The 12,373-nt window shown below is 60.5% G+C and carries 22 protein-coding genes; 6 read left to right on the top strand and 16 right to left on the bottom strand.

From position 1 onward, the window contains the following. Positions 1–12: 12 nt before the first annotated feature. Positions 13–1,341, bottom strand: coding sequence for a lysine N(6)-hydroxylase/L-ornithine N(5)-oxygenase family protein (locus IDM28_RS13590; protein ID WP_101320271.1), 1,329 nt, complete (start codon positions 1,339–1,341; stop codon positions 13–15). Between the two features lie 192 nt (positions 1,342–1,533). On the opposite strand from IDM28_RS13590, the gene IDM28_RS13585 reads away from it, so the two are divergent. After that, entirely contained in the window at positions 1,534–1,965 is a 432-nt protein-coding gene (locus tag IDM28_RS13585; protein WP_150568948.1) for a hypothetical protein, read from the top strand. A gap of 45 nt (positions 1,966–2,010) precedes the next feature. On the opposite strand, the gene pbpG is transcribed toward IDM28_RS13585, so the two are convergent. The 3 genes from pbpG to IDM28_RS13570 all read right to left on the bottom strand — a co-directional run bounded on the left by pbpG (position 2,011) and on the right by IDM28_RS13570 (position 4,634). Then, positions 2,011–2,931, bottom strand: coding sequence for a D-alanyl-D-alanine endopeptidase (gene pbpG, locus IDM28_RS13580; RefSeq protein WP_224785493.1), 921 nt, complete (start codon positions 2,929–2,931; stop codon positions 2,011–2,013). A 129-nt stretch (positions 2,932–3,060) separates the two neighbouring features. After that, positions 3,061–4,239: a tyrosine-type recombinase/integrase gene (locus tag IDM28_RS13575; RefSeq protein ID WP_223175919.1), complete on the bottom strand. Its 1,179-nt coding sequence runs from the start codon at positions 4,237–4,239 to the stop codon at positions 3,061–3,063. Positions 4,240–4,478: 239 nt separating this feature from the next. After that, positions 4,479–4,634, bottom strand: a complete 156-nt coding sequence (locus IDM28_RS13570; protein ID WP_188036388.1) for a hypothetical protein — start codon at positions 4,632–4,634, stop codon at positions 4,479–4,481. A 95-nt stretch (positions 4,635–4,729) separates the two neighbouring features. Here IDM28_RS13570 and IDM28_RS13565 point away from each other — a divergent pair, with 95 nt between their 5' ends. Continuing rightward, complete coding sequence (locus tag IDM28_RS13565) at positions 4,730–5,065, top strand: hypothetical protein (RefSeq protein ID WP_188036233.1); 336 nt, start codon at positions 4,730–4,732, stop codon at positions 5,063–5,065. Positions 5,066–5,077: 12 nt separating this feature from the next. On the opposite strand, the gene IDM28_RS13560 is transcribed toward IDM28_RS13565, so the two are convergent. The 3 genes from IDM28_RS13560 to IDM28_RS13550 are packed head-to-tail and all read right to left on the bottom strand — an operon-like array spanning position 5,078 to position 6,182. Then, positions 5,078–5,479 carry a phage protein NinX family protein gene (locus tag IDM28_RS13560; protein WP_188036232.1) on the bottom strand — a complete coding sequence of 134 codons (402 nt, stop codon included), beginning with the start codon at positions 5,477–5,479 and terminating at the stop codon, positions 5,078–5,080. Beyond that, positions 5,476–5,871: a hypothetical protein gene (locus IDM28_RS13555; RefSeq protein WP_188036231.1), complete on the bottom strand. Its 396-nt coding sequence runs from the start codon at positions 5,869–5,871 to the stop codon at positions 5,476–5,478. Before IDM28_RS13555 ends, IDM28_RS13560 begins: the two co-directional genes overlap by 4 nt. Beyond that, complete coding sequence (locus IDM28_RS13550; protein ID WP_188036230.1) at positions 5,868–6,182, bottom strand: hypothetical protein; 315 nt, start codon at positions 6,180–6,182, stop codon at positions 5,868–5,870. The genes IDM28_RS13555 and IDM28_RS13550 overlap by 4 nt, the downstream gene beginning before the upstream one ends. Before the next feature lie 68 nt (positions 6,183–6,250). On the opposite strand from IDM28_RS13550, the gene IDM28_RS13545 reads away from it, so the two are divergent. Continuing rightward, positions 6,251–6,586, top strand: coding sequence for a hypothetical protein (locus tag IDM28_RS13545; protein WP_188036229.1), 336 nt, complete (start codon positions 6,251–6,253; stop codon positions 6,584–6,586). Positions 6,587–6,731: 145 nt separating this feature from the next. Continuing rightward, on the top strand, positions 6,732–7,031 hold the full coding sequence (locus IDM28_RS23895; RefSeq protein ID WP_262500093.1) for a hypothetical protein: 300 nt from the start codon (positions 6,732–6,734) through the stop codon (positions 7,029–7,031). A gap of 57 nt (positions 7,032–7,088) precedes the next feature. On the opposite strand, the gene IDM28_RS13540 is transcribed toward IDM28_RS23895, so the two are convergent. The 3 genes from IDM28_RS13540 to IDM28_RS13530 are packed head-to-tail and all read right to left on the bottom strand — an operon-like array spanning position 7,089 to position 8,417. Continuing rightward, complete coding sequence (locus tag IDM28_RS13540) at positions 7,089–7,415, bottom strand: hypothetical protein (RefSeq protein ID WP_188036228.1); 327 nt, start codon at positions 7,413–7,415, stop codon at positions 7,089–7,091. A 49-nt stretch (positions 7,416–7,464) separates the two neighbouring features. Next, positions 7,465–7,662 (bottom strand): hypothetical protein, encoded by a 198-nt coding sequence (locus tag IDM28_RS13535; protein WP_188036227.1) that lies wholly within the window; start codon positions 7,660–7,662, stop codon positions 7,465–7,467. Next, the gene (locus IDM28_RS13530) at positions 7,659–8,417 is read right to left on the bottom strand and encodes a hypothetical protein (RefSeq protein WP_188036226.1); all 759 of its coding nucleotides are present in this window, start codon (positions 8,415–8,417) and stop codon (positions 7,659–7,661) included. Before IDM28_RS13530 ends, IDM28_RS13535 begins: the two co-directional genes overlap by 4 nt. 257 nt (positions 8,418–8,674) lie before the next feature. Between IDM28_RS13530 and IDM28_RS13525 the strand changes: the two genes are divergently transcribed. Next, a complete protein-coding gene (locus IDM28_RS13525) occupies positions 8,675–8,968 on the top strand; it encodes a hypothetical protein (protein ID WP_188036225.1) in 294 nt (97 codons plus the stop codon). Between the two features lie 6 nt (positions 8,969–8,974). On the opposite strand, the gene IDM28_RS13520 is transcribed toward IDM28_RS13525, so the two are convergent. Continuing rightward, a complete protein-coding gene (locus tag IDM28_RS13520) occupies positions 8,975–9,898 on the bottom strand; it encodes a DNA cytosine methyltransferase (protein ID WP_188036224.1) in 924 nt (307 codons plus the stop codon). Positions 9,899–10,028: 130 nt separating this feature from the next. On the opposite strand from IDM28_RS13520, the gene IDM28_RS13515 reads away from it, so the two are divergent. Further along, complete coding sequence (locus IDM28_RS13515; protein WP_188036035.1) at positions 10,029–10,325, top strand: hypothetical protein; 297 nt, start codon at positions 10,029–10,031, stop codon at positions 10,323–10,325. Between the two features lie 25 nt (positions 10,326–10,350). Here the strand turns inward: IDM28_RS13515 and IDM28_RS13510 are convergent, their stop codons facing one another. The 5 genes from IDM28_RS13510 to IDM28_RS13490 all read right to left on the bottom strand — a co-directional run bounded on the left by IDM28_RS13510 (position 10,351) and on the right by IDM28_RS13490 (position 12,370). After that, entirely contained in the window at positions 10,351–10,896 is a 546-nt protein-coding gene (locus tag IDM28_RS13510; protein ID WP_188036223.1) for a hypothetical protein, read from the bottom strand. A gap of 61 nt (positions 10,897–10,957) precedes the next feature. After that, entirely contained in the window at positions 10,958–11,296 is a 339-nt protein-coding gene (locus IDM28_RS13505) for a hypothetical protein (protein ID WP_188036222.1), read from the bottom strand. After that, a complete protein-coding gene (locus IDM28_RS13500; RefSeq protein ID WP_188036221.1) occupies positions 11,271–11,618 on the bottom strand; it encodes a hypothetical protein in 348 nt (115 codons plus the stop codon). The genes IDM28_RS13505 and IDM28_RS13500 overlap by 26 nt, the downstream gene beginning before the upstream one ends. A gap of 41 nt (positions 11,619–11,659) precedes the next feature. Then, positions 11,660–11,854, bottom strand: a complete 195-nt coding sequence (locus IDM28_RS13495) for a hypothetical protein (protein ID WP_188036220.1) — start codon at positions 11,852–11,854, stop codon at positions 11,660–11,662. A gap of 12 nt (positions 11,855–11,866) precedes the next feature. Then, a complete protein-coding gene (locus IDM28_RS13490; protein ID WP_188036219.1) occupies positions 11,867–12,370 on the bottom strand; it encodes a hypothetical protein in 504 nt (167 codons plus the stop codon). Positions 12,371–12,373: the final 3 nt, after the last annotated feature.

Raw genomic sequence — 12,373 nt, 5'->3', positions numbered from 1 at the left:
CGTCCTGTACCCTCAGGCGTTGCTCGCGGCGGCCATTACCGCCGGGCGGGCGCAGCGCTGGGCGAGGTCCTGATAGAGCGCCTGGCCGATTTCCGCGGCACGGGCGGGCAGCACCGACAGCAACGTATCGCTCAGGCCATGAGTGGTTTCGCAGAAGCCTTGCAGGTACACCGAGGCGTGCATGTCCGGGCTGGCCAGGACTCGATAGTTGCGATCGGCACTGAAGTCGTCCAGGTAGCCCTGCAGCGGCGCCAGCAGTTCTCGGTGCGAGCGGCGTTCGTAGCCGGTGGCGAGGATCACCGCGTCATAGCGGTGAGTCTGTTGCTGGCCGGTGGCGAGGTCGCGCAGGGTCAGTTCGATGCCATCGGCAGTGGCTACGACCGCATCCACGTTGCGCCGGCACAGTACGTTGTGGCGATACTGGTGGGAGACCTTCTGCCGGTAGAGGATGCCGTAGATGCGGTCGATCAGGTCGAGGTCGACCACAGAATAGTTGGTGTTGTGGTACTCGCCGATCAGCTTGCTGCGCAGTTCGGCAGGCTCGTTGTAGACGAGGTCGGTGTAGTCGGGGGCAAAGATCTCGTTGACGAAGGGACTGTCATCGGCAGGCTTGAGCGCAGTGGCACGCAGGATCATGTCGACCTTGACCGACGGGTAGCTGTCGTTGAGGTCGATAAAGGCCTCGGCCGCACTTTGCCCGGAACCGATCACCGCGATACGCATCGGCTTGCCTTCGGCGCAGGGTAGCTTGGCCAGGCCGCTGATGTAGCGGGAGTGGTGGAAGACGCGCTTGTCGTCCTTGAACCCGGCGAATTTCTCCGGGATTTTCGGCGTGCCGCCGCTACCAATTACTACCGAACGCGTGCGCCGGCTGTACTCACGGCCCTGACCGTCGCGCGAGACCAGCCGCAGGTGCTCGACCCGGCCAGCGTGCAGTTCTGGTTCGATGCGCAGTACTTCTTCGCCGTACACGGCCTGGTCGGCAAAATGCTCGGCGGCCCAGCGCAGGTAGTCGTTGTACTCCAACCGGCACGGGTAAAAGGTGCCGAGGTTGATGAAGTCGGCCAGGCGCTGCTTCTGGTGCAGGTAGTTGACGAAGCTGTACGGGCTGGTAGGGGTGCGCAGCGACACCAGGTCCTTGAGGAAGGAAATCTGCAACTCGCTCTGAGTGGCCAGCGTATCGCCGTGCCAGCGGTAGTCTTGCTGCTTGTCGATGAACAGGGCGTCCAGGGCATGGCCCTGGCTCTGGGCGAGTTCTTCGAGGGCGATGGCCAAGGCCAGGTTGGAAGGGCCGAAACCCACGCCGATCAAATCTTTGACTGTTTCTGGGGTCTGGCTCATGGCTGCGTTCCCTGAAGTTCGAATGAACAGGCGCGCCGGAGTTTGGCCCCTGCGCCTTCTACACATTTTGGAACGAGCCAGCTTTGAGGGAATTTAGCCAGCCTGCAGCGCAGGTGCTGCCCACTTCAAGATCTGCTGCGCGCGGCCGATAGCCTGGTCAACGCAAGGACCACTTCAGGGCAGGTACGGAACATGGTTACAGTTACAGGCATCTCGATCGCTGGCGCTGCTTCGGCGCAAGTCGCCGGCAAAACCAATCAGCGTGATGACGTCGAGCAGGTCGAGAAGGGCGGCGCCATGCCTGTCGACCTTTCAAAAGTCGCTGGCGGCGCCAAGGCGGCACAAGCAGATAGCGGCTCGGACAGCAGCGAGCCGCCGCACATCAAGCAACTGCGCGAACTGATCAAGCAACTGCAAAAGCAGCTCGCCGAAGAGCAGAAGCAATTGGCCGAGATGATGGCTAAAGACACAGATGATGGTGCCATGATCGCTTTGATTACCGCCAAGCAAGCCAGCGTCAGCACGCTGACTGGCCAGGTCATGGCGGCGACCGCGCAGTTGCTCGAAGCCCTGACCAAGACCGGTGACAGCAGCGCCGGCGGTACGGTCAATACCCAGGCCTGAGACGACGCCCGGCGGTTGGCCTGGCGTCGCCCTGGAGCGTCAGGCTCAGTCGGCAACGACCTTGCGTCGCTCCGCTTTGTACTGCATGGCCACGGCCGGTGCAGGTTTGGCCGCACCGGTTTCCAGCCACTGGCGCATGCGGCTGGCGTCGGCGAAGTGGGTGTACTTGCCGAAGGCATCCAGAATCACCATCGCCACGGGGCGGTTGTCCATCCGGGTCAGCAGCACCAGGCAGTGCCCTGCTTCATTGGTAAAGCCGGTCTTGGTCAGCTTGATGTCCCAGTTGCTCTTGTTGACCAGATGGTCGGTGTTGCGAAAGCCCAGCGTGTAGTTAGGCTTGCGAAACGCCACGGTCTTTTCGCGAGTGGTCGACAAGTCGCTCAACAACGGGTACTTGCGCGATGCCAACAGCAGCTTGCCAAGGTCGCGTGCGGTCGACACGTTCAGCGTCGACAGGCCTGTAGGCTCGACATAGCGGGTATGGCTCATGCCGAGGCTGCGCGCCTTGGCGTTCATGGCCTTGATAAAGGCACCATAGCCGCCTGGGTAGTGGTTGGCGAGGCTGTTGGCTGCGCGGTTTTCCGACGACATCAAAGTGATCAGCAAGGTCTCGCGGCGATCGAGCTGGCTGCCCAGGCGGACCCGCGAGTACACACCCTTCATTTCCGGGTTGTTGGCGATGGTCATGGTCAACTGCTCGTCCATAGGCAGTTTCGCGTCAAGCACTACCATGGCCGTCATCAGTTTGGTCACCGAGGCAATCGGCACCACCCGGTCGGCATGGCTTGCGTACAGCTCCTTGTTGCTGTTGAGGTCGATCAAAAGCGCGCTGCCCGAGGCCAGGTGCAGTTTGGCCGGATCGCGCTGAGTCTGGCTCGGCGGCGGCGCAGCGGCAGCGGTAGTTGCGAGGGTCGAAGTTCCAGTGAGCAACAGCAGCAGGCTGAGGATGGACAGAGAAGTTTTCACGTTGAGGCTCACTAAAAGGAGGTATGTCGTTGGCTTTGCAGGGTTTTCCCCAAAAAACCGCTGCATTGTGGAGTATGGCCGAAAGCGTGTCGAATGCCTTATGACTAAAGGGCGCAACGTGAACGAATTTTAATCCTGTACCAATTCTGTACCAATTACGCACATTTCCAGCTTCGCGAGTTCCGACCAATCATTGGCCGAATTCAGCCACTTCGCATAGGTGGTTAGCAGCACCTGAACAGAGTGCCCAAGCTGCCCTGCAATAAATGCTGGGTTCATGCCCGACATGAGGCACATGGTGGCGTAGGTGTGCCTGCAATTGTACTGTGGCCGAGGCCTTACCTGCCGCCCGGCGATCGCATCATTGAAGTGGACACCGGGCGTGTCGGGCCCCTTCATGAAGGGTGATCTACCGGATGGCTGGAAGACGAAGGGCGAAACCGTGGCCACACGGCGAGTCTGCGTTTCTCTGTCATCGGCGATCTGCCTTGCCTTCGTGAGCGCGGCCAGAGCCCTGCTGTTGAGCATCACCGTGCGGGTGTATTTGGTTTTGGTCCGCTCCATCACCTGGTTCTCGACCACGATCCGGCAAACGTGGGCGGTCTTTTTATCCATGTCGACCTCGTCCCACCTCAGGGCCATGATCTCGCCCGTGCGCATCCCGGTGTAGAACGCAAACTCATAGAAAGCAGCGAAGACTTGATTGCACCTGGAGAAATTGGCGTACATCCACTCGATGAGTGCGTCCGCTTCTTCGACTGTGAACGGGTCCACTTGCTTGCGCGTCTTCTGCGGCAGCTGGATCGCGGCAGCTGGGTTCCTGTCCACCACTTCGTCGTAAACCGCCGCTCGAAACATTGCCTTGACCCGGGCGATCGCGGCGCGCTTGACGGTCGAACTCTTCCACTCGGTCCTAGCGACCACCTCCCTCAGCACCATCGGCGTAACTGCCTTGATAGGCAGTCTCGCCAGATGCGGCATCCAGTAGTTGTTCATAATCCCTTTGTAATTCACCCGCGTGTCGTGCACGACCTCCAGGCTGTTGAGCCAGCTTTGCGCGTACTCCCCGAATGAAATCTCGCTGACTGTCGCGTTGTAGCTTGAACCCGGGAACAGCTCGGCATAGCGCTTTTCGTCCAGCACGCCATGCTTGGCCAGGCTGACTACTTGAGCGCGTAGATCGGCTGCCGCTTTGATCCCCTTGGCAGTTTGGGGATATGCGAGCGTTTCTGATCGCCGTTCGCCGTTGACCATAAAACGGATGCGGACGGCGTTGCCGATGAACTCGACTCCAGTGGGTAACCCCATTCTCCTTCCAGCCACGCTTCATATCTCCTGATGCTGTAGAAAATCCTGCCGTCGACCTTTTTCCAGACCCCTTCGGGGATAACGCCGCGGCATCGTTTGCCCTCCAATGCCCGCTTGGTGGTGCCTACCAGCTCCGCCATTCGGTCTTCGGGCACCTTGTCCGACGCCCAGGCAATCGGCTCTCTTTGTTCGGTTTCCATGGGATGGTCTCCACGCCGCCGGTGGCGGCAGGTTGGTGGTCAGGCGCGGTGCAGCTGGATAATCGCGCGGGCATGTTCAAGGGCGGCCAGGTGCTCTTCCTTTGCGCCGATCAGCTTGGCTCCAGGCACCAAGTTGTCGCTGATCATCACCAGCGCATCGTTGGGCACTTCATGGAATCGGTTGATTGCGGACATAGGGAATCCTCGCCCGCGTATGTAGGCGGGCTCGAGTTGTAAGAGGGGGCGCTAGATGTGGGATACTGGCTTTTTGATATTGATAGGAGGCGGGTGTGAAGTGGTCTGAGGCATTGAGCATCGCTAGTTCGATTGCAACGCTTACTGGTGTGTCGTTGGCCGGGATGTCCAATCTCGGTGGATTTAAAGGTGCCGGCGTAGCTGAAGTCGGATTCAAGAGCGTGTCTGCGATTTTTTGTGTACTCGTTGCAATTGGGGTGCTGTACTTCGTCGTTCAAAAGTTTTCTAAAACTTTGGCTGGCATGGAGGGCGAGGAGCGTCCCTACATGTGGACTTTTGGGTTGGCAGTAGCCTTTTTATTTACTGCGGCTGCTTGGGGGCTGTTGTATTGGGTGGCCTCTTTTTACTGGGATGTGCGCTACCCGCGTTGATTCCCCACCCTCTCAATGCTGTGAAATTAGTTCCTTCGGCACCTGGACGGTATCGCCGAGCATGTGGTGGACGAAGCCGCGGCAGAACGCGACCAGGGCGGTGGGGCCGTAGAGCCAGATCCCGGCAGCGGCCGGCCCGCCGCTGTAGCAGGCCTCATCGGCCAGGCCCGGAGAGTGCTGAGTGCTGCCGCGGTGCTTGTCGATCAGCGGGCCGCCTTGCTCCCAGTTGGCGGATGGGCGATAGCCGAAGCCTTCTGCGGCACCACGGATGCTGACGCTGGTTGGGTCTTCTTCGGCGCGCCAGATTGTCGTGCGCCGGCCTGGGGCTGAGCTGAAGTCCTCAGCCATGGCCACCGCCCAGTCCAGCGGCGCGCCTATCAGCCTGGCGGTCTTCACTTCGATCAGGTCGGTCATGCACGCTGCTCCTTCCGACGCTCCACATCGATCTGCTCGTAAAGAGCATCCACTCGCTTCTGCTTGCGGTTAATCGCCTCGGATCGGCTGAGATGGTCTCTCAAGGCCTTGTCATATGGCTCGATCTTCTCGATCAGCCGGAGGCGCTCATTCGGGTCTTTCGAGGCGTTGAACTGCTTGGCCAGGCGATCACGCTCGCTGAAGTCGAGGTGATCAAGTGCGCGGTTTTCCTTTTCCATCTCATCGATAACGGCGGCCGATTGCCGATTCCAGCGCAGGTAGAGAACATCACTCTTCTTGGGCTTGAAGAAAAAGTGCTGCGACCTGATCCAGTCCACCAAGTCTTCCTTGGTCATTTCGTCGAGCACGTCTTTGCGGTCGGCTTTACTCACAGCTCATACCTCTCATCAATCCAGCGCCCAGGCGCCAGTGCGGGTGTAGGTCCTGAATCTTTTTCGTGCGGGGAGAGCTGGCGCTCGTTGCCGGCCTGGTCTGGACCGCGCAGCATCCAATCCGGCAAGCAGGAGAGCCCGGCGCGGGAGTCATCGGAGACCCAGCACGTAACTCCGCGAGCGTCGTCGTGCTCGATATGGGCGCCGGAGAACGGGTAGTCCAGTTGGCGCTGTGTGATTTGCTCGGGGGTCATAGGTTCGCAGCCGGCGAGGGTGGCCAGCAGCAGGAGGCAGAGGGCGAGGCGGGTCATGATCTGCTCCCGATCGCTGCGGCAGCCTCAACGATTGCCCGGCGAGTGGCCCGGAATGGATCATCGCCATGGTAGATGTCGAACTCACCAAAGCGCTCAGCATCCACAACGGTGTACGCGTCCGTGTCGCCGTCGAATGGCTCGATGATGTGGATCTGGATGCCCAGGCGATCACCGCGGCCCATCAATACGGCCACCCGCAGTGCGTCGCCATCGTTGATCAACGGGTTCCAGTGAGCACGCACACCCGACTGACCCCTCAGGCGGAAAGGCCACTTTCGATCGCGGCAGGTGCATGGTTCAATCTCAAGGCGTGCGGCCTTAGCGGCCAGTTTGAGAAGTTCGAGATCGCGTTCGTCTACTTCGGACACAGGCATTCCTTGGCCGCCATATCGCGGCAATAAGTTGTACAGGTTATTTATTCGGTATAAGAAAAGTTGCCGGTTGTCAGACGCAGTCCGCATATCGGCCATTAAAGGTTGTCTGTCGTCGTTTGTTAGATAAAGTTGCTGAGGGAACAACCATTAAAGCGAGTCGAAGGAGGGCGACATGAGGATTCGAGGGAATGTATTTTGGACTTGGGCTGATCCGACCCTTCACCATCGAATGCACGATGAAATACTCGATGACGGGACGGTCATTGACGTCCAGGTGCGCTTGTCGCGTACCGGTAATACGCAGTTGTTTGTTGGCGTGTACGCGGCTTCTGGCATGCCCATCTACGAAGAGGCATACGACTCAAGGCCCCACGAGTCGATGACTAGGGCCCTTGTCTGGGGAGTAGGCCGAGCCCGTCAGATAGCCTTGGACGGTGCACCGACTGCCAGGGTCAGCGCTGCAGCGCGATAGTGGTCTGGATCGCAGGCGGTTCGGTGGGGGCGTTTCGATCACGCTCCTCTGCCTGGCTCATGGTGTCACGACCCGGCGAGCCCACCAGCAGACAGGGCCGTCGTCGGTGTCGTGGATGGCCAGGCAGAACCAACCTTCGCCGTCCGGGCGATCAGGCTCCCAGTAGCTGCAGTCCGGATCGTGGCTTTCGAAATACCGGTCAGCAATGGCCTCGTCGGCATACTCCAGGCTAACCCGCCCGACCTCCAGACCCTGCTCAGCAATCCAGGCCTTGCAATTGTCGCTGTCACCCTCCTCGAAGTCAGGTAGGTCAGGGTGTTGGAACATTCCGTATTCGTCGCGCACAACCGGCGCCGGCTGGATCAGCTTGATTTCTTCAGGCATGACGATTCCTTGGCCGCCATATCGCGGCAGTGAATAGAGGGGAGAGGGGTTACAGCTGAGGAGTACGGATGTTCTCTTGCTTGGCGATGACCTTTAGGCAGGTCTTGCAGGTGACCTCGGACTTGAACCTGGCCGACTCCCACTCTTCGCCATCGCGGCTGCCACGGCCAACGCCGCACGCCGAGAAGTGCTCGTCATCGTTGCCGTCTTGGTCGTAATCGATGTGGGCAGCCCAATGGATCTTCACGGCTTGCGCTCCAGGGCGGCGCGGGCTTGCCAGCCGTTCCACATGTCACCGAGCTGGGGGTCGTCGTACTGATCCTTCCAGTCTTCATGCGAGCACAAGGTATGGTCGAAGTCAGGGAACCGTCGCTCAAACGCCGCCCGCTCATTGATCTCAACCGGCGCGCTCGGCTTGAACACCTGAAGGCAGTCTTGGCAGATGTGGTCGACGATTTCGCCGTTGTCGAAGCGTGCACATTTGACCGGGTGCTTGCACTTCGTCGCGCACGGCTCTGCGCTGGCGTCGATGCTGTGCGACTCAACCAGCTCTGCGCGCAGCGACTCGATGAGGTTCTTCTGCTGCTCAATGACGGTGCGCAGCCGCTCAACCTCGGCAGGATCGGCGTGGGTGTAAACGTCTCGAGTAGGGATGCCAGCGGCTTCGGTGTTCTTGCGGTGATCTTTTATCCTGTCGTCGCCGTTCCACCACTTGCTTTGCTGATAGAACTGCCACCCAACAACCTCGCCCTGCGCCGGGCGTGTGTAGAGCTTGTCACCACGGCGCAGCGGGTTGCCGTTGTCGCCATAGATCAACTCGACGAACAGGCCATCGTCGGCTTCATCCACGACCGCCACCGGCACTCCCTGGTGCTGCTCGGCTGGCTTGGCGAGTAGCTCGCGCAACTCCGGCAGCGCAGCCATGTCCACCGCCGTGTTCTTTCCGAGGTCTAGCCGCTCCAGCAGCTCACGCGGCGCAAGGACCATCTGGTTATTGCTCATGCTCGATTCTCCGATTGATACCTTGCCTGTCGCTTCTTCGAGCAGGCCTTGTGGTTGCCGTGGGCGCGACTACCGCCGCACTCGTCGCATACGTTTGAAAGCGTGAACTGGGGCATGCCGACTCGGGGCCGGGAGTAGGAGCGGGGGATGGGCTTCATGCGGCCTCCGCGTTTTCTGTGGGCATGGGGATACCTCGCGGCTATAGTCGCTGCGCAGTTATTTTTCAGCTGCAGCCAACTCAGGAAAAGGAGTACGGAATGTCCAAGGATCCGCACGAAACGGTTAAGCGTCTGACTGATGCATTGGAGATAGCGGCCACCGGCGTTGAAAAGCACATGCGCTTGAAAGCCATTCATCAGGAGCTCATGCCACTTAATCCTGATGAGTTCCCAGATGAAGAGGCGCGAGAGCTGTTCATAAGTGTTCTGGAGTACTCAGGGTGCTACGATCCTCAAAGGCCAACCGCAGTTAGCCATCCAGAAATCGAGCGGTGTTTCCAGCAGCTCTGGGAGCTTTACTGGCGCATGTCTTCCAACAGTCAGTACCGCTAGGGCCTCTCAAGCTGCTGCTAACAGAGCTTCAATCACTCGCTGGCCAGCCAGAGGCGGCACCGCGTTCCCGGCCATGTGCATGGTCAGCCGATGGTTGTCCGGCCGCAGGGTGTCAGCTGGGAAGGACATCGCGGCCAGGGCCTCGCTGGCGCTCAGCATCCGCATGCGATCGCCGTCGACCAGTGCCCAGCGGTCCAGGGTGGTGATGGTTCCTATCGGGCGGTTGATATCGCGGCCGGTGGTGCTTGATCCCTTGCCGTAGTAGGGCATGATGAACCGTTCGCCGAAGCGCTGGCGTCCGTTGCGCACCCGTTCGAGCGTGGCTTGGGCACGGCCTGGCTTCTCGATCTGCGACCAGCGCCCGGCCTCGAAGTCGAGGAAGCTGGTCGCCGCAACGTGTCGCTCCTGCGGCAGTTGCAGCATCAGCGGCGCCTTGCTGCGAGTCAGAACCATAAACAGACGCACCCGGTGCTGTGGCACGCCGAGGTCTGCGCAGTCCACGATGTGTGGCGCGGCCTGATACCCCAGGGCCTGCACTGCTTGCAGCCAGGCCGGGTAAAGAACCCAGTCGGTGAACTCCGGCACGTTCTCGATCACCGCAGCTTGTGGCCGATGGAATTCAAGGGCCGATACCGGCGCCCACGCCGTCGATCGCGATGCGTCGTGCTCAGGGTTGCCCGACTTCTTGCCACGCGCTTTGGCATGGCCCTGGCAGCAGGGCGAGGCCAGCAAAATATCGTGTGCTGGCACCTGCTCCCATCGGGCCTGGTGCAAGTCCTGGCAGACGTGCTGGGTATGTGGGTGATTGGCGCTGTGCCATTGAACGGCCTCTGGCCAGTGGTTTGCAGCCCAGAGGACCTGGACGCCTGCGGCGCGCGCGCCGGTGCTCCATCCGCCGAGGCCGGCGAACAGGTCGATTGCTGTGGTCACGTCGTTATCCTTGCGTGCAGGCGCCGCCCTCGCCGGGGAGGCGTTATCGTTGAATAGGGGAAGGCGCTGGCGGGCAGCGCCGAATTGGACTATTGCTTCCCTCTCGGCCAATCCACTCAAGGATCGTGAGATGAAGCGACTAATGATTTGTGCTGTGCTGGCTGCCTCGGGCGCTGCTCAGGCTGGCATTCCGCTGGTGAACGCCACGTGCCCAGGGAACATTGAGGTGCACGCCGACAAGGGCGGCCCCATCTACATCAATGGCAAAGAAGGAAAGCTGAAGAAGTTCAACGATAACTACTTCGAGGCCAAGGGTAGTGGGGTGACAATCTCACTGTCGATCAACCCTGACGGCTCGCCTGATGTCTCGTATACCGGGAAGAACCGGGCGAATGGCATTTGCCAGGTGAAAAGCGAAGGCTCCTGAGGCGCTTGCGGGCAGCGCAGGAAGATTAGGCGGCGATCGAGAACTGCTTGGCCAGAGCCTGCTGCACTGTTGCGACGATGCGGCAGAGGTAGTCCCAGTCAGGGTTGCACTCCATGGCGTCAGCTGGCAGGTTCCACCAGTCGTCACCGAATACGCGGTGCATGAACTCGCGGTGGGCGCCGCCGCACTCGTCGAGCGAGCTGGTGTGTCGAACGTCCTCTGCTTCGTCGATCAGACTCCGGGCATCCTCTGCGTCCAGATCCCGGTCGCGCCGCATTTGCACTATCACCTTCCGCGCTTTTTCGGCTAGGGCCTCGGCGCTGAATCGGCGAGAGCTCAGCCCCCGGTCGAAGTAGCCGATGATGTAGGCGTCGTGCAGCTTGCAGAAGAATTGGCCGATGTTCAGGCCATCCCACATGCTGCCCCAGTAGGCGTGCCATGTCTTGTCGTAGCAGCTGACGGTGATCTTGCCTTTGCAGGGCGCGAGGTCTTCGAGGTACACGCTGATCGGGTCGAGGTTCGGCGCCTCGGTGATAAGCAGCTTGGTGACGGTCGATGTCTCGACGTTCATGGCTTTCTCCATGCATGCGCCGCCCTCCGTGGCCGGATGCGGCATGGTGGAATAGGTGGGGTCAGGCGGCCGGGCGTTGAATCTGGTCGTCAGCGTCTTGATCCGGATCTGATGCGATGCTGCGTACGCTGGCGTCGTAGAAAGCCTGCACCACGTCATCGCTGAGTAGGATTTCGTGGCGCATCTTCAAGAACTTCAGGAGTTCGTCATCGCTCATGGCATCCATCTTGAGGATCGCCGTTTGCAGCACCTCATTGATCGGCATGCCCTTGGCGCGCTCGCTGATTCGTTCCATGGCTTGGTGAATGCCGGGCCGCACTCGGTGTCTCAGCGCCTTCTCATCGAACTTGAGGCGCTTCTTCTCAGCGTTCTCGTTACGCTGCTTCGGCGTCAGAGCCATCATCGCCTCCATTACGCACAAAGCGGGTGCCCGGCCCGATGTCGAGCAGGTCGCACACCCGGTTGATGATCTTTAGCGCGGCGTCGAACACCTTGGCGTCGTCCGGCTCGCGTGATAGGCGTTTCAGGTTCGGCTGGTGCTCCAGGCAGACCTTGTCGACCAGGCGCCGTGCCAGGCTGCGTATCGCGTCCGCGCTGTCGTCGAAGCGCAGGCTCAGCGCAAAGGCCACGGCCACATCATCAGGCCGGTACTGGCCGCCGCTGCGGGTGATGTACAGCTTGCGCACCGGCTTTCGAGCCGATGCATCGAATGGGATTGCCATGCTCGACCTCCTGCAGGCCACTTGGGGGAATACTCAGGTGCTCACGCCGCCTTGTTCTTTGCAGCGCGCTTCGGATTTTTCTGCTCAATCTCGAGGTCCATGTCATTCCAGCCTGCAAGAAACCAGGCGCCGTGGAATGTGGTGGGGTTGAAGGGGCTTGCCAGCTTGCTTGCGCCGTTGCGGCGGCACTGGCGGCCATCGTAGTAAACGCTGGGGTACTCGCCTTTATCACTCATCTGCTACCCCCGTTACCGCTTGAGCGGGAAGTCGATGTCGAACGCAGCGATGATCCGCTGCAGCTTGCGGTCGCCGATCCCGAGCTGGGCAGTGACCCGGCAGCGGGAGGCGCCGGTATCACGAAGGGCGATTATCTGATCGGCGATTCGCCGGTCGGCCGCGGCCTGGTCAACCACTACCTTCTCTGGCTTGACCTTCTTCGGTGGCGAGAAGAACTTGAAGCCCTCCCTCGCGGCGATGCCCCACATGGCGCCTTTGGTCGTACCCAGTAGCGCAGCCACCTCGCCGCAGCTCATGGTCTTCGCAAGCTCTGCGACCTTGGCGGCGCGCTCCCTGGCCACGGCCTTCTGCTTGCTCAGCGCTTTCTCATGCCGTGGGCTGGATCGCTTTGGCTTCGGCTCAGGGTGCTTGCGCTGCCGAAAAGGTTGGTAGGTGAATCCCTCCAGCACGACAAGCTGGCCGCCAGAGGAGAAGAAGGCAGCTTTCGCTGCCTCCAAGTCGATTGATGGGTTCATGCT

This window comes from Pseudomonas sp. EZ-C24, from assembly GCF_014525325.1.
Classification (GTDB): domain Bacteria; phylum Pseudomonadota; class Gammaproteobacteria; order Pseudomonadales; family Pseudomonadaceae; genus Aquipseudomonas; species Aquipseudomonas shirazensis.
The sequence above is the reverse complement of the archived record's forward strand: the minus strand, read 5'-3'. Positions and strand labels throughout refer to the sequence as shown.